General features: G+C 64.7%; 15 protein-coding genes. 4 read left to right on the forward strand and 11 right to left on the reverse strand.

What is annotated here, in order from left to right; all coding sequences use genetic code 11:
• Positions 1–58 precede the first annotated feature (58 nt).
• A complete protein-coding gene (acnA, locus tag ABQY64_RS09615; protein ID WP_039521411.1) occupies positions 59–2,827 on the reverse strand; it encodes an aconitate hydratase AcnA in 2,769 nt (922 codons plus the stop codon).
• Positions 2,828–2,978: 151 nt separating this feature from the next.
• Here acnA and ABQY64_RS09620 point away from each other — a divergent pair, with 151 nt between their 5' ends.
• From ABQY64_RS09620 to ABQY64_RS09635, 4 genes are all read left to right on the forward strand, one after another.
• A complete protein-coding gene (locus tag ABQY64_RS09620) occupies positions 2,979–3,227 on the forward strand; it encodes an AbrB/MazE/SpoVT family DNA-binding domain-containing protein (RefSeq protein ID WP_016903180.1) in 249 nt (82 codons plus the stop codon).
• Positions 3,224–3,634, forward strand: a complete 411-nt coding sequence (locus tag ABQY64_RS09625) for a type II toxin-antitoxin system VapC family toxin (protein ID WP_039515076.1) — start codon at positions 3,224–3,226, stop codon at positions 3,632–3,634. The genes ABQY64_RS09620 and ABQY64_RS09625 overlap by 4 nt, the downstream gene beginning before the upstream one ends.
• 48 nt (positions 3,635–3,682) lie before the next feature.
• On the forward strand, positions 3,683–6,274 hold the full coding sequence (gene acnB / locus ABQY64_RS09630) for a bifunctional aconitate hydratase 2/2-methylisocitrate dehydratase (RefSeq protein ID WP_024937705.1): 2,592 nt from the start codon (positions 3,683–3,685) through the stop codon (positions 6,272–6,274).
• 196 nt (positions 6,275–6,470) lie between these two features.
• Entirely contained in the window at positions 6,471–7,352 is an 882-nt protein-coding gene (locus tag ABQY64_RS09635) for an alpha/beta fold hydrolase (RefSeq protein WP_349780703.1), read from the forward strand.
• Positions 7,353–8,254: 902 nt separating this feature from the next.
• Here the strand turns inward: ABQY64_RS09635 and ABQY64_RS09640 are convergent.
• The 10 genes from ABQY64_RS09640 to ABQY64_RS09685 all read right to left on the reverse strand — a co-directional run bounded on the left by ABQY64_RS09640 (position 8,255) and on the right by ABQY64_RS09685 (position 24,224).
• On the reverse strand, positions 8,255–10,582 hold the full coding sequence (locus ABQY64_RS09640) for an EAL domain-containing protein (protein ID WP_349780704.1): 2,328 nt from the start codon (positions 10,580–10,582) through the stop codon (positions 8,255–8,257).
• A 6-nt stretch (positions 10,583–10,588) separates the two neighbouring features.
• Positions 10,589–11,665: a chemotaxis response regulator protein-glutamate methylesterase gene (locus ABQY64_RS09645; protein WP_047128639.1), complete on the reverse strand. Its 1,077-nt coding sequence runs from the start codon at positions 11,663–11,665 to the stop codon at positions 10,589–10,591.
• On the reverse strand, positions 11,662–12,258 hold the full coding sequence (cheD, locus tag ABQY64_RS09650) for a chemoreceptor glutamine deamidase CheD (protein WP_024937701.1): 597 nt from the start codon (positions 12,256–12,258) through the stop codon (positions 11,662–11,664). Before cheD ends, ABQY64_RS09645 begins: the two co-directional genes overlap by 4 nt.
• Positions 12,255–13,124, reverse strand: a complete 870-nt coding sequence (locus tag ABQY64_RS09655; protein WP_024937700.1) for a CheR family methyltransferase — start codon at positions 13,122–13,124, stop codon at positions 12,255–12,257. The genes cheD and ABQY64_RS09655 overlap by 4 nt, the downstream gene beginning before the upstream one ends.
• 207 nt (positions 13,125–13,331) lie before the next feature.
• Positions 13,332–15,713, reverse strand: coding sequence for a methyl-accepting chemotaxis protein (locus ABQY64_RS09660; RefSeq protein WP_164736937.1), 2,382 nt, complete (start codon positions 15,711–15,713; stop codon positions 13,332–13,334).
• 84 nt (positions 15,714–15,797) lie between these two features.
• Positions 15,798–16,181 (reverse strand): hypothetical protein, encoded by a 384-nt coding sequence (locus ABQY64_RS09665; RefSeq protein ID WP_005993867.1) that lies wholly within the window; start codon positions 16,179–16,181, stop codon positions 15,798–15,800.
• Positions 16,182–16,352: 171 nt separating this feature from the next.
• Positions 16,353–16,838, reverse strand: coding sequence for a chemotaxis protein CheW (locus tag ABQY64_RS09670; protein ID WP_016904902.1), 486 nt, complete (start codon positions 16,836–16,838; stop codon positions 16,353–16,355).
• Positions 16,839–16,969: 131 nt separating this feature from the next.
• A complete protein-coding gene (locus ABQY64_RS09675; RefSeq protein WP_349780705.1) occupies positions 16,970–17,755 on the reverse strand; it encodes a flagellar brake protein in 786 nt (261 codons plus the stop codon).
• Positions 17,756–18,945: 1,190 nt separating this feature from the next.
• Positions 18,946–21,618, reverse strand: a complete 2,673-nt coding sequence (locus ABQY64_RS09680) for a Cache 3/Cache 2 fusion domain-containing protein (RefSeq protein WP_349780708.1) — start codon at positions 21,616–21,618, stop codon at positions 18,946–18,948.
• A 341-nt stretch (positions 21,619–21,959) separates the two neighbouring features.
• Positions 21,960–24,224 (reverse strand): methyl-accepting chemotaxis protein, encoded by a 2,265-nt coding sequence (locus tag ABQY64_RS09685; RefSeq protein WP_349780709.1) that lies wholly within the window; start codon positions 24,222–24,224, stop codon positions 21,960–21,962.
• Positions 24,225–24,232 lie beyond the last annotated feature (8 nt).

A 24,232-nucleotide genomic window follows, 5' to 3' on the forward strand; every position in this document is an offset into this window, starting at 1 on the left:
GACACTCCCGCCAGGCGGCGGGAGTGTCGTCGAGCTGATGGCGCAGCGCGCCTTGCGATCAGGCCGCCTTGCGTGCGGCCAGTTGGCGCAGCACGTACTGCAGCAGGCCGCCGTGCTTGAAGTACTCCACTTCCTTGGGCGTTAGCAGCAGCACCTTGACCTGGAACTGCTTGACGCTGCCGTCGGACTTTCTGGCATCCACGGTGGCACGGCGGCTGGCGCCGTCCTGCAGGCCGGTGATGTCCAGCACTTCCGAACCATCCAGGCCCAGCGTCTGCGCGTTTTCGTTCTCCAGGAACTGCAGCGGCAGCACGCCCATGCCGACCAGGTTGGAGCGGTGGATACGCTCGAAGCTCTCGGCGATCACCGCCTTGACGCCGAGCAGGTTGGTGCCCTTGGCCGCCCAGTCACGCGAGGAGCCGGTGCCGTATTCCTTGCCGGCCAGCACCACCAGCGGCACGCCGTCGGCCTTGTACTTCACTGCCGCATCGTAGATCGCCAGTTTTTCAGGCGCCGCGCCGTCCTTTCCGTAGTACAGCGTGTTGCCGCCTTCTTCGCCACCGAACATCAGGTTCTTGATGCGGATGTTGGCGAAGGTACCGCGCACCATCACATCGTCATTGCCGCGGCGGCTGCCGTAGCTGTTGAAGTCGGCCGGTTGCACGCCGCGTTCCTGCAGGAAGCGGCCCGCCGGCGAATCCTTCTTGATGTTGCCGGCCGGCGAGATGTGGTCGGTGGTGATCGAGTCGCCGAACAGGCCCATGATGCGCGCGCCGTGCACGTCCTCGACGTGGCCGACCTGCATGGTCATGCCGTCGAAGTAGGGCGGGTTCTTGATGTAGGTCGAGGCCGCGTCCCATTCGTACAGCGCACCATCCGGGGAGGCGATGGTGTTCCAGCGGCTGTCGCCCTTGAACACGTCGGCGTAGTTCTGCTTGAACATTTCCGGGCCGACGGTGGCGGCGATGGTGTCGCCGATTTCCTTGTTGCTCGGCCAGATGTCGCGCAGATACACCGGCTGCCCGTCGCTACCGGTGCCCAGCGGATCGGTGGTGAGGTTGATGTCGGTGGTACCGGCGATCGCATACGCCACCACCAGCGGCGGCGAGGCGAGGTAGTTCATCTTCACTTCGGGATGCACGCGGCCTTCGAAGTTGCGGTTGCCCGACAACACCGAAGACACCACCAGGTCGTCCTTGGCGATCGCTGCAGACACATCGTCCGGCAGCGGGCCGGAGTTACCGATGCAGGTGGTGCAGCCGTAGCCGACCACGTAAAAACCGAGCGTTTCCAGATCGGCGAGCACGCCGGCCTTGCTCAGGTAATCGGTGACCACGCGCGAGCCCGGCCCGAGCGAGGTCTTCACCCACGGCTGCGCCTTCAGCCCCTTGGCCGCCGCGTTACGCGCGAGCAGGCCGGCACCCAGCATCACTGCCGGGTTGGAGGTGTTGGTGCACGAGGTGATCGCGGCGATCACCACCGAGCCGTCGCGCAGCTGCCAGCCGGCGCCGCTGTCGGTGGAACTCTCGGCTTGCGCTGCCTTGGCGCCGACCGCAGTGCCGCCGCCGCCTTCGTTCTTCAGGCGGTCTTCCTGCTTGATATCGGTCAGACGCTTGCTGCGCGCATCCACGAACGGCTTGAGGCTCTCGCGGAAGTTGGACTGCATGTCTTCCAGCAGCACGCGGTCCTGCGGGCGCTTGGGGCCGGCCAGCGACGGCTTGACCTCGCCCATGTCCAGCTCCAGCGTGGCGCTGTACTGCGCCGGCGGGGTGTTGGCGTCGTGCCACAGGCCCTGCGCCTTGGCGTAGGCCTCGACCAGCGCGATCTGTTCCTCGCTGCGGCCGGACAGGCGCAGATAGGTCAGCGATTCGTCGTCAACCGGGAAGATGCCGCAGGTGGCGCCGTATTCCGGTGCCATGTTGCCGATGGTGGCGCGATCGGCCAGCGGCAGATGCTGCAGGCCTTCGCCGTAGAACTCCACGAACTTTCCGACCACGCCGGCCTTGCGCAGCATCTGGGTGACGGTGAGCACCAGATCGGTGGCGGTGGCGCCTTCGGGCAGCTTGCCGCTGAGCTTGAAGCCGACCACCTGCGGAATCAGCATGGACGAGGGCTGCCCCAGCATTGCGGCCTCGGCCTCGATCCCGCCCACGCCCCAGCCCAGCACGCCGATACCGTTGATCATGGTGGTATGGCTGTCGGTGCCGAACACGGTGTCCGGGTACGCAATCTGTGTTCCGTCCTTGTCCGCGCTCATCACCACGCGCGCCAGATTCTCCAGGTTCACCTGGTGGACGATGCCGGTGTTGGGCGGCACCACCTTGAAGTTTTCGAACGCCTTCTGGCCCCAGCGCAGGAAGCCGTAGCGTTCCTGGTTACGCTGGAATTCGATCTTGCCGTTGAGGTCGAGCGCATCGGCCGAGCCGAATACGTCCACCTGCACCGAGTGGTCGATAACCAGTTCGGAGGGGATCTGCGGGTTGATTTGGTCGGCGTTGCCGCCGAGCTTGACCACGGCATCGCGCATCGCGGCCAGGTCGACCACGCATGGCACGCCGGTGAAGTCCTGCAGCACCACGCGGGCGGGCATGAAGGCGATTTCGATATCGGGCTCGGCCTTAGGGTCCCACTTTGCGACCGCTTCGATATGGTCTTTGCCGACGGTGACACCGCCGTCTTCGTGCCGGAGCAGGTTCTCCAGCAGGATCTTCATCGAATAGGGCAGGTGGCCGATATCGAAGCGCTCGCCCAGCTTCGGCAGGCTGTAGTACTCGTAGCGCTTGCCGTGGACCTCAAGCGAGGTGCGGGTGGAAAAGGAATCGCTCATGCATCACTCCTATGGCTGCAGGCTGTAGGTCTGTTTGGAACAGTGTGACCAATTCAGTGTGTACGTTCGGTTGCAGGACACGGTATGTGGCCTTGAGTACGACAAGTCAAGTATGTAAAATCGGCGCATACTTTCTGCCGGGGCCACCTCCATGGAAGCCACAGTTGCCGAACGCGGGCAGATCACGCTGCCCAAGGCCGTGCGCGATGCCCTGGGCCTGACCAAGGGCACCACGCTCAAGATCGAGCTCGACGGCGGGCGCATCATCCTGCGCAAGGACGTCAGCGAGGCACTGCGCAAGGTGCGCGGCAAGTTCAAGCTGGTCGACGGGCTGACCAGCACCGACGAGGCGATGCGCGCCATCCGCGGCCGCGCCCCCGGGGATCCGTTCGACCCATGATCGCCCTGGATTCCTCGGTGCTGCTGGACATCCTGGTCGGCGATGCGGTCTACGGCGAGGTGTCGGAGATCTGCATCGGCGATGCGCTGGCGCGCGACGAGGTGGTGGTCTGCGATGCGGTGGTGGCCGAGGTGCTGGCCATGCTCGATACCCAGGTCGACCTGATGGAAACCCTGGCCTCGATCGGGGTGCGTTACGAAGCCACGCAGGAAGCGGCGGCGGTGCGCGCCGGCCATATGAACAAGCGCTTCCGCGCGCGCGGCGGCAAGCGCGAGCGGGTGGTGGCCGATTTCCTGATCGGCGCCCACGCGATGCTCCAGTGCGACGGGTTGATCACCCGCGACGAGGGCTTTTTCCGCGACTACTTCAAGGGTTTGAAGATCGTTGTTCCCAAACCCGCAAGCTGATCCACGTTTCGCGTCTACACATTCACTGTTGTCTTTCGGAGAATCCGCATGTTGGAAGCCTACCGCCACCACGTTGCAGAGCGCGCCGCGCTCGGTATCCCGCCGCTGCCGCTGACCGCGCAGCAGACCGCCGAGGTCATCGAGCTGCTGAAGGCTCCGCCGGCGGGCGAAGAAGAATTCCTGGTCGAGCTGCTCAGCCAGCGCGTGCCGGCCGGCGTCGACGATGCCGCCAAGGTCAAGGCTTCGTACCTGGCTGCGGTGGCCTTCGGCACCGAGAAAACCGCGCTGATCAGCCCGACGCGTGCAACCGAGCTGCTCGGCACCATGCTGGGTGGCTACAACATCCAGCCGCTGATCGACCTGCTCGACAACGCCGAGCTGGGCGCCACCGCCGCCGAAGCGCTCAAGCACACCTTGCTGGTGTTCGACGCCTTCCACGACGTGCAGGAAAAGGCCGAAGCCGGTAATGCGCATGCCAAGGCCGTGCTGCAGAGCTGGGCCGACGCCGAGTGGTTCACCAGCAAGCCGGAAGTGCCGCAGAGCATGACCGTCACCGTGTTCAAGGTGCCGGGCGAGACCAACACCGACGACCTGTCGCCGGCCCCGGATGCCACCACCCGCCCGGACATCCCGCTGCACGCGCTGGCGATGCTGAAGAACAAGCGCGACGGCGCGGCCTTCGAGCCGGAAGAAGACGGCAAGCGCGGCCCGATCCAGGCCATCGCCGATCTCAAGGACAAGGGCCATCTGGTCGCCTACGTGGGCGATGTGGTCGGTACCGGTTCCTCGCGCAAGTCGGCGACCAACTCGGTGCTGTGGTGGACCGGCGAGGACATTCCGTTCATTCCGAACAAGCGCTTCGGCGGCGTGTGCCTGGGCAGCAAGATCGCCCCGATCTTCTACAACACGATGGAAGACGCCGGCGCGTTGCCGATCGAGCTGGACGTGTCGCAGATGGAGCACGGCGATGTGGTCGAGCTGCGTCCGTATGATGGCAAGGCGCTGAAGAACGGGCAGGTGATCGCCGAGTTCGCGATGAAGTCGGACGTGCTGTTCGACGAAGTGCGCGCCGGTGGCCGCATTCCGCTGATCGTTGGCCGCGGCCTGACCGCCAAGGCGCGCGAGTTCCTGGGCCTGCCGGCCTCTGATCTGTTTCGCCTGCCGATGGACCCGCCGGACACCGGCAAGGGCTTCTCGCTGGCGCAGAAGATGGTCGGCCGCGCCTGCGGCTTGCCGGAAGGCCAGGGCATGCGCCCGGGCACCTATTGCGAACCGAAGATGACCTCGGTGGGCTCGCAGGACACCACTGGCCCGATGACCCGCGACGAGTTGAAGGACCTGGCCTGCCTGGGCTTCTCGGCCGACCTGGTGATGCAGTCGTTCTGCCACACCGCCGCTTATCCGAAGCCGGTCGACGTCAAGACCCACCACACCTTGCCGGAGTTCATCTCCACCCGAGGCGGCGTGTCGCTGCGTCCGGGCGATGGCGTGATCCACAGCTGGCTCAATCGCATGCTGCTGCCCGACACCGTCGGTACCGGTGGCGACTCGCACACGCGTTTCCCGATCGGCATTTCGTTCCCGGCCGGCTCCGGCCTGGTGGCCTTCGCGGCCGCCACCGGCGTGATGCCGCTGGACATGCCCGAAAGCGTGCTGGTGCGCTTCAAGGGTGAAATGCAGCCGGGCGTGACCCTGCGTGACCTGGTCAATGCGATCCCGCTGTACGCGATCAAGGACGGTCTGCTGACCGTGGCCAAGCAGGGCAAGAAGAACATCTTCTCCGGCCGCATCCTGGAAATCGAAGGCCTGCCGAACCTGAAGGTGGAACAGGCGTTCGAGCTGTCCGACGCCTCGGCCGAGCGTTCGGCGGCCGGTTGCACCGTGCACCTGGACAAGGCGCCGATCATCGAATACCTGACCAGCAACATCACCCTGCTGCGCTGGATGATTGCCGAAGGCTATGCCGATGCGCGCACGCTGGGCCGCCGCATCAAGAAGATGGAAGAGTGGCTGGCCGATCCGCAGCTGCTGCAGCCCGATGCCGACGCCGAGTACGCCGCCGTCATCGAGATCGACCTGGCCGACATCCACGAGCCGATCGTGGCGTGCCCGAACGATCCGGACGACGTCAAGACGCTGTCCGACGTGGCCGGTGCGGCGATCGACGAGGTGTTCATCGGTTCGTGCATGACCAACATCGGTCACTTCCGTGCCGCTGCCAAGTTGCTGGAAGGCAAGCGCGATATCCCGACCCGTCTGTGGGTTGCGCCGCCGACCAAGATGGACGCCTCCGAGCTGACCAAGGAAGGCCATTACGGCACCTTCGGCGCTGCCGGCGCGCGTATGGAAATGCCGGGCTGCTCGCTGTGCATGGGTAACCAGGCGCAGGCACGCGAGGGCGCCACGGTGTTCTCCACCTCCACGCGTAACTTCCCGAATCGTCTGGGCCGCAACACCAACGTGTACCTGGGTTCGGCGGAACTGGCGGCGATCTGCTCGCGTCTGGGCCGCATCCCGACCAAGGACGAGTACATGGCCGATGTGGGCGTGATCAAGACCAGTGGCGATCAGATCTACCGCTACATGAATTTCGATCAGATCCAGGAATATCAGGACGTGGCCGACACCGTCGCTGCCTGATCCAGCCAGTCGCTCACCTGTTCGAAAACGCCCGGCAACCCCGGGCGTTTTTCGTTATTCGGGCGATGACTTCGTTTTAGCTGCGTAATGCCGGGAGTTAAGGCAATCGCAGTTAACTCGGCTGTCGCGTTGCAACAAAAATCTGAAGTCCGGAGGTCTAGAGTGGCGCCGCTCCCATCGCTCTGATTGATCTCCAATGCCCACTTGCACGATCGCTGGTCAAACGCTGCACTACGCACAATACGGTCAAGGGTTTCCGGTGTTGCTTGGCCACAGTTATCTCTGGGACGCGGCCATGTGGGAGCCGCAGATCCAGTCGCTTTCGCAGCGCTATCGGGTCATCGTTCCTGAGTTGTGGGGGCACGGGCAATCGGCGGCGCTGCCAGCGGGCACGCAGACGGTTGGCGATCTTGCCAGGCAGATGCTGCTGTTGCTGGATGCGCTGGAACTGCCGCAATGCGCGGTGGTCGGCCTGTCGGTCGGTGGTATGTGGGGCGCCGAGCTGGCGTTGCTGGCACCGGAGCGCGTGCGCAGCCTGGTGCTGATGGATACCTTCCTGGGTGCCGAGCCGCAGGCCACGCAAACGCGTTATTTCGCTCTGCTCGATGCGATCGAAGCGGCCGGGCAGGTGACGCCCGCGTTGATCGAGGCGATCGTGCCGATCTTTTTCCGCCCCGGCATCGATCTGAATTCCGCGCTGCCGGCTGCGTTTGCGCAGCGCCTGGCGGCGATGTCGGCCGAGCAGTTGCGAACCTCGATCGTGCCGCTGGGCCGGCTGATCTTCGGGCGCGCGGATCGCCTGGAGGCGATGTCCGCGCTGAATCCGGCCAGTACCTTCCTGCTCGGCGGCGCAGACGATATTCCGCGCCCGCCCGAAGAGCTGTGGCTGATGGCCGAGGTGATCGGTTGCGACTACGAGCTGATCCCCGATGCCGGACATATCGCATCGCTGGAGAATCCGGCCTTCGTCACTGCGCAATTGCTGGGTTGGTTGAAGCGCACCGTGGCATCGGATTCGACGCGGATGGAAAGGCGCGCGCTTGAAGACAACAGTCAGGCACAGGCATCGCTCTCATGATGTGCCGCTGATCTGGCGATCAGAACGACATCGTGCGTTGCTTGCAAGCATGAGCACCGACCATCCCGACGGGTCCTTGCCCGCCCACCGTCGCGGGACCTTACGCGGCATGGATGACGCGTAAGAGCCTACATGGACGTACTTGCGGCGTGTCCTGCGATGGTGGGCGGGCAAGGGCCCTGCATCGAAGCGCCAGATCAGGTGCTTTGTGTTCGCTTCTTCCATGTCGTGCAGCCTGAGCTCAGAACAACCTGTTTTTGAGCTCTGTCTGCCGTTTCAAACCAGCAAAGCCGGTTGGTCGAGGGCGCGACGCCCTCACCACTTCCGGGACACGCCGTGAATCCGTCCGTGGAGGCTCCTTGGCGGCATCCATGCCGCCAAGGGTCCCGGAACCGGCAAGGACATCACGCCTCCTAAGTTGGTCGTGCACTGATGCAACCGCAAAAGCGAGATGACTTGAGCGAGGTCATTAAACGCAATGGCTTTGTCGCCTGCATGGGTGCATGGCTATTTAGCGATAAGGGCAACCCAAGCAACTTGCGGCCCGCCTTCGACGGAAAGCTTTGGAAATCAGACCACGTCGGCCAGATCACACAAGGTCCACGGAACCAGCGCTGCATCTAACCCGCCGGCCGCCGTTCCTGCTGTTGCCATGCACACCGATCCTCTCGACTCGTCCTTGCCCGCCCACCGTCGCGGGACCTTACGCGGCATGGATGCCGCGTAAGAGCCTACAGGGACGTACTTGCGGCGTTTCCTGCGAGGGTGGGCGGGCAAGGGCCCTGCACCGAAGCACCAGATCAGATGATTTGCCGTCTGGCAGGTTGCCTCAACTTGCTGATGCGAGCGTAAAACGCTATGAGAACAGCCTGCCAAACCACGACGTAGTGTCGTGAGCCGCTCTAAGACTGCGCGCCCAACCAGGCTTCCAGTGCCGCCGCCGGCAATGGCCGCGAAAATAGATAGCCCTGCAGCACTTCGCAGCCGAGGTCGGCGAGGAACAGGCGTTGGGCTTCGTTTTCCACGCCTTCGGCAACCACGTGCTTGCGCAGATGCTCGCCGATGCGCAGCACCGAGGTGGTGAGGGCGCGGGCGTCTTCGCTGTGTTCGATGTCGCGCACGAAGCTCATGTCCAGCTTGAGTTCGTCGATCGGCAGGCGATGCAGATGGCTCAGGCTCGAGTAGCCGGTGCCGAAGTCGTCCAGCGACAACGAGATGCCGGCTTCGCGGATGGCGTGCAGGTTTTCCAGGACGCCGGGTTGCCCGGAGAGCATCACGCTCTCGGTCATTTCCAGCGTGAGGTCGGAGGGCTGCGCGCCCATGTCGGCGATCAGGCGCAACAGGTCGCTGAGCATGCGCGGGCTTTCGAAGCTGCTCGCCGACAGGTTCACCGACACGCGCGACACCGGCACGCCACGCTTGCGCCAATCGGCGATCTGCCGGCAGGCGCTGCGCAGCACCCAGTCGTTGAGCTGCGGCATCATGCCTTGTTCTTCGGCCACGGGCAGAAACCGCGCCGGCGAAATGGCGCCCATTTGCGGATGATTCCAGCGCAACAGCGCTTCCACGCCGTACAGCGCGTGCGGTGCAGCGCTGTGCAACTGCGGTTGATAGTGCAGTTGCAGCTGATCGCGGCCGATCGCCTGGCGCAGCTCCGCTTCCAGCGCCACGCGCTCCTGCGCCATGCGGTTCATGTCGGAACTGAAGAAGCGGAACCGTCCGCCACCTTCCTGCTTGGCGCGATTCATGGCCAGATCGGCATGCCGCAGCAGGATGTTGATGTCGCGCCCATCCTCGGGAAACATCGCCACGCCGATGCTGGCTGACGGATGCACGGTCATGTGCCCGACCGGCAGCGGCCTGGCAATGGTGCCCAGCACGCGTTCTGCGGCGGCACTGGCCTGCTCGGCGCTGCATTGCGGCAGCGCGAGTGCAAATTCGTCGCCGGCCAGGCGCGCCAGCATGGCGGTGGCGGTCAGCTGTTCGCCGATGCGCAAAGCGATGTCGCGCAACAACCCGTCGCCGGCGGCATGGCCCTGGCTGTCGTTGATCAACTTGAAGCGGTCGATGTTGATGAACATCAACGTGGCCGGTTCGCCGGCGTATTCGGCCTGCGTCAGTGCTTGCTCGGCGCGTGCGCTGAACATGATGCGGTTGGGCAAGCCGGTCAGCGCATCGTAGAACGCCAGTTGATGCACGCGTTGACGGATCTGTTCGCGTTCCAGCGCCAGCGTGCACAGCTGCTGGCACAGATCGGTAAGGCGCACGTGCCAGGCATCGGCACGCTGCGCCTTGCGGTAGTACAGCGCGAAGGTACCGAGCACGCGTGCGCTGTTGGAGCGGATCGGCGTGCTCCAGCACGCGCGCAAGCCCATCGGCAGCAAGAGTTCGCGGAATTGCGCAAACAGCGGGTCGGTGGCGATGTCTTCCACCATCACCGGCCGGCCGCGCCAGGCGGCCGTGCCGCAGGCGCCTGCACCCGGCGCGATCTTCAAGCCGTTGACCGCATCGGCGTATTCCGGCGGCAGGCTGGGTGCGGCCAGCGAATGCAGGCAGCCCTGATTGTCCGCGCTCATGACCGTGGCCAGCACGTCCGGTGCGATGCGCTCGACCTCGGTGCAGATCAGCGTCATCACCTCGATCAGCGGCCGCTCCTGGACCAGCGCCTCGAGCACGCGGTGCTGCAGCACCTCATGCATCTTGGTGTCGGTGATGTCGGTCAGCACCGCCACGTAATGCGATGGCAGATGCCTGGCATCGTAGATCGGATTGAAGTTGAGCGAGATCCACAGCGGGGTGCCGTCCTTGCGGTACACCAGCAGGTCGGCCTGGGTCTGCTGCAACGCGTCGGCGCGGTCGCGGATGCGCGCCACTTCTTCCTGGCCGCTTTGCGCGCGGGTGAGCACGTCCGACGGACGCTTGCCCACCAGTTCGGCTTCGGTATAGCCGAACATGCGCTGGAAGCCCTCATTTGCGTAGAGCAGGCGCGATTGCAGATCGCAGATCAGGATCGCACTACTGCTGCCGTCCAGCGCTTCGGCCAGCAGGCGTGAGCGCGTGGCGTCGGGATGTTCGTCAGGCCTGGTTATGCCAGCGGTGAGCGGGCCGGGCTTGATCATCCCGGGGGCGGGCGCGTGATCTGCCGGCGCATCCGCCGTCGCCAGCGACGCGGTTCCCGTAATGCCGGGAGCCGCCGCCTGTTCGGTCGGATGCGGGGGACGGGCCATCATGCCGGATCAGCGTGCCTGTGCCGACAGCGCGATCAGGCGCTCGGCAACGCGGTTCAGCGGCACCACTTCCTGCGCGGCACCGAGCTTGTAGGCGGCGCCGGGCATGCCCCACACCACGCTGCTGGCTTCGTCCTGCACCAGCGTGGGCGCGCCGGCCTGCAGCATTTCCAGCAGGCCGCGTGCACCGTCGTCACCCATGCCGGTGAGGATGGCGCCGACCGCATTCGGGCCGGCGTTGGCGGCGACCGAGCGGAACAGCACGTCCACCGCCGGCTTGTGGCGATTGACCGGCGGGCCGTCGTCGATGCGGCAGCGCCAGCGCGCACCGTCGCGGATGATGCGCAAGTGCTGGCCGCCCGGCGGCAGGTAGGCGTGGCCCGGCAGGATCGCCTCGCCATCGCTGGCCTCGCGCACCGACATCGCCGAGTGGCGATTGAGGCGCTCGGCGAAGGCGGTGCTGAAGCTGGCCGGCAGATGCTGGGTCATCACCACCGCCGGGGCATCGGCGGGCATGTGTTCGAGCACCACGCGCAGGGCTTCGGTGCCGCCGGCGGAGGCGCCGATGGCGATTAGGCGGTCGGTGGTGCGGAAGCGCAGCGCGCTGCCGGGTACCGGGGCGGACTGCATGTCCAGGGTGACCTTGGGCGCGCTGGGACGATTGAGCGCGCTGACCCTGGCCTTGGAGGCCATCTTGACCTTGCTGACGATCTCTTCCGCGTAGCCTTCCAGCCCGCGTGCGACGTCGATCTTGGGCTTGGAGACGAAATCCACCGCACCCAGCGACAAGGCCTGCAGGGTGGTGTCGGCGCCGCGCTCGGTCAGCGACGAAATCATCACCACCGGGGTGGGGCGCAGGCGCATCAGGTTTTCCAGAAACACCAGGCCGTCCATACGCGGCATTTCCACATCCAGCGTGATCACGTCCGGATTGAGGCGTTTGATCTTTTCGCGCGCCAGGATCGGGTCGGCGGCCGAGCCGATCACCTCGATGCCGGCATCGCGCGAGAGGATTTCGGTCAGCATCTGGCGTACGACCGCCGAGTCGTCGACGATCAATACACGCACAGGAGTTTCCAGCGTCATTCGAACAACTCCACTCCACCGGTAACCGGTGCTTTGGACAGACGGGCGCGCACGGCCGATTCGGCGGCGGCGACTTCGGCTTCGTGTGCATGCGGCAAACGCTGCACGACCACGCGTCCGGTCGTCGGGAAGAACCACACCTTGCGCGGATGGATGCCGCACAGATCTTCGGCAATGATGGGAATGTGTTCGGCCTGCAGATACTGGCGCACGAACTCGGCGTTGCGGGTGCCGACCGGGTTGCTGGTGAAGCCCTTGAGCACGTTGGCGCCGCCGAAGACCTTGGCTTCGATGCGTTTGCGATGCGCGCCGCGCTTGAGCATGTCGTTGATCAGCAACTCCATCGCATAACTGCCGTAACGCGCGGGTGCGCCATCGCCAACCTGGCCTTCCGGCAACAGGAAGTGATTCATGCCGCCGATCTTCAGGACCGGGTCGCGCAGGCAGGCGGCAACGCACGATCCCAAGGTGGTCGTCAACGCGGTGTCGTCGTCGACCACCAGGTACTGGGTGGGCAGCAGCTTGGCGGTGATGGTCTGGAACCGCGAATCGCGGTAGCGCATGACATCGTCGACCTGCACGGCGGTACTCATGCAGACGCTCCGGCGCGCGGGCTGCGCCGATACAGCGTGCGCCCGCACGGCTGGATCAGATCGGCCGCGTGCAGGTAGTTCTCCGAATGCCCGGTGTAGAGCAGACCGTCGTCGCCCATATGGCTGACCAGCCGCGACAGGATGCCGCGCTGGGTCGGCTTGTCGAAATAGATCATCACGTTGCGGCAGAACAGCGCCGCGTACGGGCCGCCGACATCGTAACGCGGTGCCAGCAGGTTCAGCTGGCGGTATTCGATGAGCTGGCGCAACGCCGGGATGACCCGGCACTTGCCTTCGTTGGGGCCGCTGCCGCGCTGGAAGTACTTGCGCTTGATCGATGCGTCCAGCGAGGCGACGCGGTCGATGGCGTAGACGCCGCGCGAGGCGGTTTCCAGCACCTGGGTGTCGACGTCGGTGGCGACGATGCTGACCGGCGGGGTCAAGGTGCCGAAGGCTTCGCAGGCGGTGATGGCGATGGAGTAGGGCTCCTCGCCGGTCGAGGCCGCGCAGGACCAGATCTTCAATGGTGCCTGCGAGGCGCGCTTTTGCAGTTCTTCGCGCAGCTTGTCGAAGTGGTGCGGCTCGCGGAAGAACGAGGTCAGATTGGTGGTCAGCGCATTGGTGAACGCCTGCCATTCCTCTTCGTCGTTGCCTGCTTCCAGCTGGTCCAGGTAGTCGCGGAAGGAGCGCAGGCCGAGCACGCGAAGACGACGCGACAACCGGCCATACACCATGTCGCGCTTGGCCGGAGCCAGGGCGATGCCGACACGCTGATAGATCAGGTCGCAGACGCGCTTGAAATCGCGGTCGCCAAAATCAAATTCGCGTGTGTCTGAAGCGGAAGTCGAGGTGGTCGTCATATCCATGCGCGTCGTTAGCTATGACTGGATATCGGCCACGTGGTCATGCAACTGAAGCACCAATCACGTATCGCAGACAGTCGGGCCTGCTGACGGTGCCCGGCGCGGCGTGGGCGGTGCGATCGCACCCAGCGGCGGGGCAATGCGCGCTGCCCCGAGGGCAGATACACAAAGCCCCGGCAGTGCCGGGGCTTTGTGGGTGACAGCGGTGGATCAGAACTCTTGCCAGTTACCGTCGGCCAACGCGGCCTGCGGCTTGGCCGGCCGTGACGAGGTGGCCGCTGCGCGCGCCGCCGGCTTGGCTGCGGACTTCACCGCCACCGGGCGCGAGGCGACCGCGCGCACGCGGGCGGCCGGGGAGGCCTGGGAGGCTGGCTCGTCCAGCTTGAACACCGACACCGCTTCGGCCAGGTGGCCGGCCTGCTCTTCCATCGAGCGTGCGGCCGCAGTGGCTTCTTCCACCAGCGCGGCGTTCTGCTGGGTGGTTTCGTCCATCTGGGTGATGGTCTGGTTGACCTGCTCGATGCCGGCCGACTGTTCCTGCGAGGCCGCAGAGATCTCGCCCATGATGTCGGTCACGCGCTGCACGCTGGCCACGATCTCGGCCATGGTCGCACCGGCCTTGCGCACCAGTGCCGAACCCTCGGCCACTTTGTGCACGGAGTCGTCGATCAAGCCCTTGATCTCCTTGGCGGCGCCGGCCGAACGCTGTGCCAGCGTGCGTACTTCCGAGGCGACCACGGCAAAGCCGCGACCCTGTTCGCCGGCACGGGCGGCTTCCACCGCTGCGTTCAAGGCCAGGATGTTGGTCTGGAACGCGATGCCGTCGATCACCGAGATGATGTCGGCAATCTTCTTGGACGAGGCTTCGATGCCCGACATGGTGGTGACCACCTGCGAGACCACGTCGCCGCCCTGCGAGGCCACGCCGGTGGCGCCGATGGCCAACTGGTTGGCCTGACGGGCGCTTTCGGCGTTCTGCCGGACGGTGGAGGTGAGCTCCTCCATCGAGGCAGCGGTTTCTTCCAGGTTGGCGGCCTGCTGCTCGGTACGATGCGACAGGTCGCTGTTGCCGGAGGCAATCTCGCCGGCCGCCGAGTTGATCGCGGTGGACGAGACCTTGATGCGTCCGACGATGTCGGCCAGCTGCTCGGCGGTGGCATTGGCATCGTCACGCATCTGCGCGAACACGCCGCTGAATTCGCCGTGCATGCGCACGGTCAGGTCGCCGCGCGACAGCGCCGACAGCAATGCGGAGATCTGCTCCAGGCTGCCGGCGTTGGCATCCAGCAGGCCGTTGAGCTGCTGGGCCAGCTGCAGGAAGAAGCCCTGCTTGCCGTCGGTTTCCACCCGGCCGCTCATGTCGCCGCTGGCGGCGGCACGCACGATGCGGGCGACTTCCTCTTCAACCTGGACTTCGATGGTGCGGTCGCGCCATTCGCAGACATCGCCGGTGCTTTCGCCCTGCTCGTTCTTGATGACGGTGACGGTCTGCATCATCACAAACTCGCCGTAGCGCTCTTCGAAGCTGGTGATGCCGTCGCGTTCCAGTGCTGCGATGGCCTTGCGCACGGTCGTTTCGGGCAGGCCGAGATAGCTGATGTGCTGGCCGATGATCTTGCCGGCTTCAAAATCGGGCGAGGACAGACGAATGCTGCCTTCGTAATGCGTGACCAGCTTCATGAACGCCTCGTTGGCGTAGATCATGACCCGATCGGCGTTGGTGATGAAGGTGCTGGTGGACGATTTGTCCAGCGCGGTACGGATGCGCAGGTTTTCGTCGGCAATCTTCTGATCGCGTTCGATGCGTTCCTTCAGGTCGCGCTGCATGCGGTGCATGGAGCGCATCAGTTCGCCCACTTCGTCCTGGCCCTGCACATTGATCTGGCCATCCAGCTTGCCGCTGGCGATTTCGGTGGCGGTGGAAACGGCGCCGCGCATGCTCTTGACGATGGAACGTGCGAACAGGAATGCCAGGCCCAGGCCACCGGCGATGCCGATCAACAGCACCATCACGGTCAGCGAGACCGAGGTGGCATGGACTTTTTCGGCCTTGCTCTTGGCAGCCTGCGCCAACTTGTTGTCTTCGACGATCAACGCGGCCAGCGAATCCTTGGCCTTGTTGTGCAGGGTGCGGGTCTCGCCGACAAAGGTGTCGACGGCATCGTCGGGCAGATTGAGCTCGACCATTTCGTCGACGCTGGCGTAGGAGGCCGCTGCCTTCTTCCAGTCCGCCACGAACACGTCGAACAACTTCTTCTGCTGCGGGCTCTCGATCAGGCGGGGGTAGCCCTTGATCGTGGCTTCGATTTCGCCATGGAGCCGCTTGGCGCGGACCTTGGCTTCCTGCTTGACCGAGTCGCTGGCGCGCACCAGATTCTGATAAGACGCATTTCGATATTCGCCGAGCATGCCGCGCAGGTCGCCTGCTTCGCGCACGCTGGACATGGTATTGCCGGCCAGATCGCGGGTGACGTTATTGAGCGACGCCAGGCCGGCATAGGCGATGATGCCCTGCACCAGCATGATCAGCAGCACGATGCCGAACGCCAGCATCAGCTTGGGCATCAATTTCAGATTGTTGATCCATTGCATTGACACGATTCCCCGATAGAAGTCAGTGCGCATAACCGCAAACAGCAGATCGCCACGCGCGAGGGCGTGGCGATCTGTGGGCGATTACTTGATGGTGGCCAGCTTCAGGCTGGCCGGCGAGCTGACTTCGATTTCGGCACGCGAGCTGTCACGCTGGATCTTGCCGAGCACACAGACGTCCTTGCCTTCCAGGCTTTCCGGGGCAAAGCTGAACTTGCCGCGGTTGGCGCCGTCGATGCGGGCCGAGAAGGTGTGACGCGGGAACATGCCGCCCATGTACAGGAAGGTGGGTTCACCTTCCGAGCTCTGGGCGTACTTGGCCTTTTCGACCTTGCCGCACACCATGCCGTCCTTGCCGACGAAACGGGTCGCCATTTCTGGCGGAATCATTTCCTGCGACTGAGCCGACAGCGTGGGAGCAACGATCACGAGAGCAGCGACGGGGAGGAGCGAGAGCAGGAACTTCATTGGGATTCTCCAGAATCAAAAGTCGAACGGTGACCCGTTTGTGTACGCGGGCTTCTATTCAGCTATCGGCTAGCCGCCGTTCAACTTGAATCCGAAAAACGTGATTTCTATCTCACTTCAACTTCGTTGTGCGTCTCGTGTCGGGAAGCTCCCGACACCAGATGGTCTGAATCAGGCCGCTTCTTCGGCCAGTTGCTGCTGACCGAGCTCGGTGCTGTCCAGCAGGGTCTCGATATCCAGCAGGATCAGCATGCGATCGTCCTGGGTGCCGATGCCCGAGATGAAGCGGGTGTCGACCGAGGCGCCGAATTCGGGGGTGGGGCGGATCTGGTCGTCGTTGAGCGGAATCACGTCCGAGACGCTGTCCACAACGATGCCGACCACACGGTCTTCGACGTTGAGCACGATCATCACGGTGAAGGCGTCGTAGCGCGCTTCTTTCAGGCGCAGCTTCAGGCGCAGGTCGATCACCGGCACGATGGTGCCGCGCAGGTTGATCACACCCTTGATGTAGTCCGGTGCGTCGGGCAGGCGGGTGACCGAATCGTAGCCGCGGATTTCCTGCACCTTCAGGATGTCCACGCCGTAGTGTTCTTCGCCCAGGGCGAAGCTGAGGAATTCACCACCGGTGCCGGTGGTCGTGCTTTTGTCGTTCATGGAAACTCCGGGCGTTGCGGCTGAGTGTCGGATTGCAGCTATAGGAAAAGCATGCGGATGAGGATTGCCCTAGCAACATCGGCGCAGCGCAGGGCAACTTTAGCCGCGCGCCGTGGCTGGTGCGGGTGGGTTCAGAACACGCCGCTCTTGCGCGCATTGCGCTGGCGGTCGACCCGGAAGATGTAGCGCTGGATGGTCTCGTCGGCGCCGCGTGGCAGGTCGCTGAACTGCATGCCGACGCGGAAACCTTCGCTGCCGTTGGGCAGGGTTTGCTTGTATTGGCTGCACACCGTTAGCGGCAGGGTGATCGGCGCGGTGTCGGGCAACTGCAGCGTGCAGTTGCGGTAGGTGCGCTGCGGTTCGAGCAGGGGCATGCCATCGATGAGCGAGACCGCCAGGCCACCGCTGCTGATATCGATCACGCGCAGCTGCAGGTTGAGATTGCCGCCCTGTGCTTCATCCTGGCGAATGATGCAGACGGGCGAGTCGGTGATCGGCGTTTCCAGCCGGTACGACTCGCGACGCTGCAGGTGATACATCGCCTCGGGCAGCTCGGCGCGGAAGGCAACGTGGATGTCGCGCTCCAGCCGCTCGGGCGTTTCCAGGCGGAAGCGTATATTGACCCGTTCCAGCTGCGCATAGCACAGCAGGTACTTGGCGTCCTGGATGGCGCGGTTGGAGGCTTCGTTATGGCTGCCGTCCAGAATCACGCAGTCGTCGTCTTCGTCTACCTCGAGCACGGCGGTGGGCACGGCCATGTCGCGCCCGGCCACATGCATGGTCACGATGGCGCGCTGGTCGAGCAACTGGCGCAGCAGGCCACGGATCTGCCGTTTGTTGCGCAGCAGATAGCGCTCGTCACCTTCGGCAAGGTGGTCGGCATCGTGGTCCAGCTCTGAGGTATCGCCTTGGGACATGGGCACAGGCACTGTGGATGCGGGAAGACGCCGGAACGGTTGTCACGGCGTCGACTTGATATCGGCGGCAAAGCGAAATCTTTAAGAGCAGCTGACAAAAACTATTGCATGAAGCCTTGGTTGCTTTGGGTGTTGTGTTTCCAGTGGCTGGATAGTGCACATGGATCAAGTGTAGAGCGCGTGGTCCTGCCGCTTGGCTGCAGGGTCCTTGCCCGCCCACCATCGCATGACACGCCGCAAGTACGTCCGTGTAGGCTCTGGCGCGGCATCCATGCCGCGTAAGGTCCCGCGACGGTGGGCGGGCAAGGACCAGTGGAGATGGTTGGTGTGCACGGTAAGGGCAGTGCTTGATGCGCGTTGTTCGGATTGCACGTTCAACAATCTTCCATCACGAGCCGAACAACAAGCTTTCAAGAAAGCAGCCGACCAACTTCCTGGTGCGGTGTCCTTGCCGGTTGCGGGACCCTTGGCGGCATGGATGCCGCCAAGGAGCCTCCATGGATGGATTCACGGCGTGTCCCGCAAGTGGTGAGGGCACCGCGTACTCGACTCACCGAGCTTTTGATCTGAGCATCTGATCGCGTCTGAACGCGGCAACGATTCCAGGGGTCTCGTTTTTTCAGGCGCTGTGTTTCGATGGGCTTGGATGGTGCGGATACATCAGTCGCAGAGCGGGTGATCTGCGACTTTGCTGCAGGGTCCTTGCCCGCCCACCATCGCAGGACACGCCGCAAGTACGTCCCTGTAGGCTCTTACGCGGCATCCATGCCGCGTAAGGTCCCGCGACGGTGAGCGGGCAAGGACCAGTGGAGATGGTCGGTGTGCACGGTAAGGGCAGTGCTTGATGCGCGTTGTTCGGATCCTCGTGCGTCCGAAGATCTTTCCATCGCATACCGCGCAACAAGCCTTCAAGAAAGCGGCCGACCAACTTCCTGGTGCGGTGTCCTTGCCGGTTGCGGGACCCTTGGCGGCATGGATGCCGCCAAGGAGCCTCCATGGACGGATTCACGGCGTGTCCCGCAAGCGGTGAGGGCACCGCACTCTCGACCCACTGAGCTTTTGATTCAATCAGGATCGCGCCTAAACGACGCGACGCAGTCTTCGCTGACGGATTCACGGCGTTTCCGCGAGCGGCGAGGGCATCGCGCCCTCGATTTACATATTCGATGGGCGCGTCGTCGTCTGTCGCATCAGGTGTAGGCGTGGCGTGCGTTGGCCAGCAAGGTGTTCAGTTGGTCCTGCTGTTCCAGGCGGAACACAGCCACTGCATCCACCAGTTGCGCGGCCTGGTCTTCCATCGCGCGTGCAGCCGCGGTGGCTTCTTCCACCAGGGCGGCGTTCTGCTGGGTGGTTTCGTCCATCTGGGTGACGGTCTGGTTGACCTGGGTGATGCCGGCGGCCTGCTCGCGCGAGGCGCTGGTGATCTCGCTCATGATGTCGGTGACGCGCTGCACCGAGCTGACCACCTGCTGCATGGTGCTGCCGGCTTCGGACGCCAGTGCAGCGCCGTTGCCGATGCGGGTCACCGAGTCCTGGATCAGGTGCTTGATCTCCTTGGCTGCGCCGGCCGAACGCTGTGCGAGCGTACGTACTTCGGAGGCGACCACGGCAAAGCCGCGGCCCTGTTCGCCGGCGCGCGCGGCTTCCACTGCCGCGTTCAAGGCCAGGATATTGGTCTGGAAGGCGATGCCGTCGATGACGCCGATGATCTCGGCGATCTTCTTGGACGAGGTATCGATGTCGGCCATGGTGGTGACCACGCGGCCGACCACATCGCCGCCCTGGGCCGCCACGCCGGCGGCGTCCAGCACCAGCCGATTGGCCTGGTCGGCGTTGTCGGCATTCTGCTTGACGGTGGCGGTGAGCTCCTCCATCGAGGCGGCGGTTTCTTCCAGGGCCGCGGCTTGCTGTTCGGTGCGACGCGACAGGTCGCCATTGCCGGTGGCGATCTCGGTGGCGGCCGAGTTGATCGCCAGCGAGGAGTCCTTGATCCGGCGCACGATGCCGGCCAGCTGGTCGGCAGTGGCATTGGCATCGTCGCGGATGGTGGCGAACACGCCTTGCAGGTCGCCATCCATGCGCGCGGTCAGATCGCCCTGCGACAACGCAGAGAGCAGGGCGGACACGCGCGACAGCCCGTCCGCATTGTTGTCCAGCAGCGCGTTGAGTTGCTGGGCAAGCAGCAGCAGGAAGCCCTGCTTGCCTTCCAGGCCGACGCGCTCGCTCAGGTCGCCGGCAGCGGCGGCCTGCACGATACGTGCGACCTCCTGTTCCACCTGGACTTCCTGGGTGCGGTCGGCCCACTCGACCACAAAGCCCATGCGCTCGCCGGCCGCGCCCAGCACCGGGTTGACCACCAGCCGCATGGTGCGGCCACCGACATGGATCTGCGCGGTGTGGGTGCCGGTGAGCTGGTCGAGCATGCGTGCCTGGTGTTCAGGCTTGCGATGGAACTGGTCGATGCTGGCATCGATCAGCGCATCGGCATCGAAGTTGGGCAGGTCGCGGCGCAGTTCGTCCTGCACGCTCTTGAGCATGCGTTGCAGCGGGCGGTTGACGTAGATGATGCGGCGATCGGCATCGGCGATCATCACGTTGGTGCTGACATCGTCCAGCGCGGTGCGCACGCGCAGCGCTTCGCTGGCGATCAGCTGATCGCGTTGCAGCCGCGCGCGCAGGTCGTCGCGCATGGCGCGTGCATTGAGCAGCAGGCGACCGAGTTCGTCGTGGCGGTCGATCTCGATGGGATTGTCCAGGCGTCCGGCAGCCACATCGCCGAGCACGCGTTCCACCGCCAGCAGCGGGCGGGTGACCATCTTACGCGCGGCGATGAAGACCACTGCGATGCACAGGCCCAGCACCACCAGCGAGAACAGCAGCATGCTGCCCATCAGCTCGTCCAGCGGGCCGTCGATGGCACTGCGCGGCTGGGTGCCGATCACCGCCCACTGCCACGGCGCGTAGCGCTGGGCGGTGACTTCGAAGGCATGGGCGTTGCCCTGGGCATCGCGCAACTGCAGGTTGGCGCTGGGCTGCTTGCCGTCCAGCACCGACTGCAGCAGCGATTGCTGCTCGGCCGGCACCAGCGCCGCCAGCGTGGCCGGTGTGCCCGGCGGTGCGGCGATGACCTGGCCCTGGTGCTCGCCCGGCGCCATGTCGACGATGAGGAAATAACCGTCCTGGCCCAGCTTGGTGGTGCTGACCTGCGCCTTCAGCGCGGCCAGGCCCTGGGTGTAGTTGCGCCCGACGAACAGGGCGCCGATCACCTCGCCGGCGGCATTGCGCAGCGGCTGGTAATGGGTCATGTACTGCTCGCCGAACAGCTGTGCCTGGCCGGTGAAGGCCTTGCCTTGCGACAGCGCGGCGTAGGCCTTGCCCTTGCGGTCGAGCAGGGTGCCGATCACGCGCTCATTCTGCTTGTTGCGCAGCGAGGTGGTGATGCGCACGAAGTCGTCGCCGGTGCGCGCGAAGATGGTGGCGACCCCGCCGGCAGTCAGCGCGAAGCGATCCACCGCGTCGACGTTGAGATTCAATGCCTGCTTGCCGGCCCGCAGCGACGGCGTCTGCTGCTCGCCGATGACGACGGTGCTGGCGGTGTCGAGAGTGCGCTCGCCGCTGGGGAGCATGGTCTCGAACACGCTGCCCAGGCGCTGGGTGCCCTCGGTCAGTGTGACGTCGTACATCGCCACCGACTGCTGCATCAACCGGGTGCTGGAGCGCAGCTCGGCCTTGACCTGGGATTCGATGTCGTCAGCGGACTGGCGGTAGATGGTCAGGGCCAGCAGGCCGAGGGAGAGCGCAATCACCAACGTCAGCAACGCGGACAGCCGGGTGCCCACAGACAGGCGGTTGAAGGAGTGCATGAGGAATCGACCTTGCCCGGGGGAGGGCGTTACGGATGCGTGAAGTCGATAGCGGCCGTTTATGCAATTAATTGATGGTTTGTGTCGAAATCCGCACAATTGTCCAGTTCGCTTGTCCGATTTGGGCGCAGCGGCGATGCGGCGATTGTTAGTTTTTGATGAAGTATGGCGCGTCGCCTGATGTTCGGTCTGACGCCCGCCGGCGGATGTCGACCGATGCCCGGAACAAAAAAAAGGGCCGCTTCCCTCGCTAGGAAGCGACCCTCAAGATTCGTCACCGAATCAAACTACGCTCGAATGGTGTTTCTGGAGATTGCGGGTGTGACGCGTTGCGGTGGGGCTCAGAACTCCTGCCAGTCGCTGGGGCCTGCCGGGGCTGCCGCTGTCGCCGTGCCGGCGGTGCTGCGGCGTGGCGCTGCGTTGCTGCCGGCACGGGCGGCCGGGCGGGCGGCAAAGCGTGCATTGACCGGCGCAGCGACCATCGCCGCGGGCTGACGTGCGGCCGGGCCCTGCTCGACGATCTTGAACACGGCAACCGCCTCGGTGAGCTGCTGGGCCTGTTCTTCCATCGCGCGGGCAGCGGCGGTGGCTTCTTCCACCAGCGCGGCATTCTGCTGGGTGGCTTCGTCCATGTGGGTGACGGTCTGGTTGACCTGTTCGATGCCGGCCGACTGTTCCTGCGAGGCGGCGGAGATCTCGCCCATGATGTTGGTGACACGCTGCACGCTGGCGACGATCTCGGCCATGGTCTTGCCGGCCTGGTCCACCAGCTGCGAACCGTCGGCCACCCGCTGCACGGAGTCGTCGATCAGGCTCTTGATCTCCTTGGCCGCCGCCGACGAACGCTGTGCCAGGGTGCGCACCTCGGAGGCGACCACTGCAAAGCCGCGGCCCTGGTCACCGGCACGCGCCGCTTCCACGGCGGCATTCAGAGCCAGGATGTTGGTCTGGAACGAGATGCCGTCGATGACGCTGATGATGTCGGCAATGCGCTTGGACGAGGCCTCGATGCCGCTCATAGTGTCGACCACCTTGCTGACCACCTCGCCACCCTGCGAGGCCACACTGGCGGCGCCGATGGCGAGTTGGTTGGCCTGGCGTGCGCTTTCGGCATTCTGGCGCACGGTGGAGGTGAGTTCTTCCATCGAGGCAGCGGTTTCCTCGAGGTTGGCGGCCTGCTGCTCGGTGCGCTGCGACAGGTCCTGATTGCCGGCGGCGATCTCGCTGGCGGCAGCATTGATCGAGGTGGCCGAGTGCTGGATGTGCCCGACGATGCCGGACAACTGGGTCGCCGTGGCGTTGGCGTCGTCGCGCATCTGTGCGAACACGCCCTTGAACTCGCCGTCCATGCGCGCAGTCAGGTCGCCCGCCGCAATCGCACGCAGGATGCCCGACAGCGACTGCAGGCTGCCGTCGGCGGTGGCCATCAACTGGTTGAGGCTCTCGACCATGACGCGGAAATCGAACTGGAACTGCGCCGCATCGCCGCGTGCGCCGAAGTCGCCGTCGGCAGCGGACTGGGCCAGTTGCTTGATCTGCTGATTCATCGCCGCCAGGTTGGTTTTCACTTGCGCCATGGTGTCGGTCAGCCTGGCCTTTTCGCCGGGCAACGCGTCCATGTCCTCGCTGAGGTCGCCGATGGCGTAGCGGCCCATGATCTGTGCCAGACGCAGCGTCACCTGGACGTGGCTGTCGACCAGGGCGTTGGTATCGCCGGCCATGCGGCCGTAGTCGCCCGGGAACGCGTCGGCATCCATGCGGAAGCTGATCTGGCCGTTGTCATGGCGCTTGGCCATGTCCAGCTGCGCGGTGATCAGGTTGCGCACCTGCGACTGCATCTTGTCCATTGCCTGCAGCAGACGGCCGGTTTCGTCGCTGGCCTCGCTGTGCACTTGGTTATCGAGCCGGCCGTCGGCGATCGCCTCGGCGGCGCGGGTGGCGCGGTTCAACGGGCCGGTGAGGCTGCGGGTGATCGTCCAGGCCAGCAGGGCGCTCAGCAGCACCACGGCCAGGCCGCCGCCGATCAGCATGGCGCGGCCACGCGCCATCGAGGCATTGGCCTGGTCATAGGCCAGCTGGCTGCTCTTGCGCTGCGCGTCCGAGTAGGTGCGGATCGCATCCTGCCAGCGCTGGGTGGCCGGTGCGGCGCGCTCGAGCAGGATCGGCATGGCCTGGTCGACCTTGCCGGCCGTGCCCAGTTCGCGTACCTGCTGGTTATGCGCCAGCGCCTGCTCGCGGGTCAGATCCAGCGCGTTGCGCAATTGCTGGTCGTGCGCGTCGGCGGGGAACGCGTAGAGCTTCTCGCGCAGCTCCTTGTAACGGATGCGCTGGGCGTCGATCACTTCGCCGAACTGGCGATTCTGTTCGGCAGTGGTCGGCAGCACGATGTTGCGCAGGTTCAACGAGATGGTGGCATTGGCGTCCAGCATGTCGGTGGCGTACTGGATCATCGCCATGTTGCGGTTGACGATGGTATCCAGGCGCTCACGCGCCTGGCTGAGCGTGTACAGGCCGGCGGCCACCAGCGCGCAGGACAGAAGGATCAACACGCCGAAGGCCAGGGAGAGGCGCTTGCCGACGTTGAAGCGGTGCAGAAAGGAATTCATGGAGTGAC

The organism is Xanthomonas sp. WHRI 7065, from assembly GCF_040203115.2.
Taxonomy (GTDB): Bacteria; Pseudomonadota; Gammaproteobacteria; order Xanthomonadales; family Xanthomonadaceae; genus Xanthomonas; species Xanthomonas arboricola.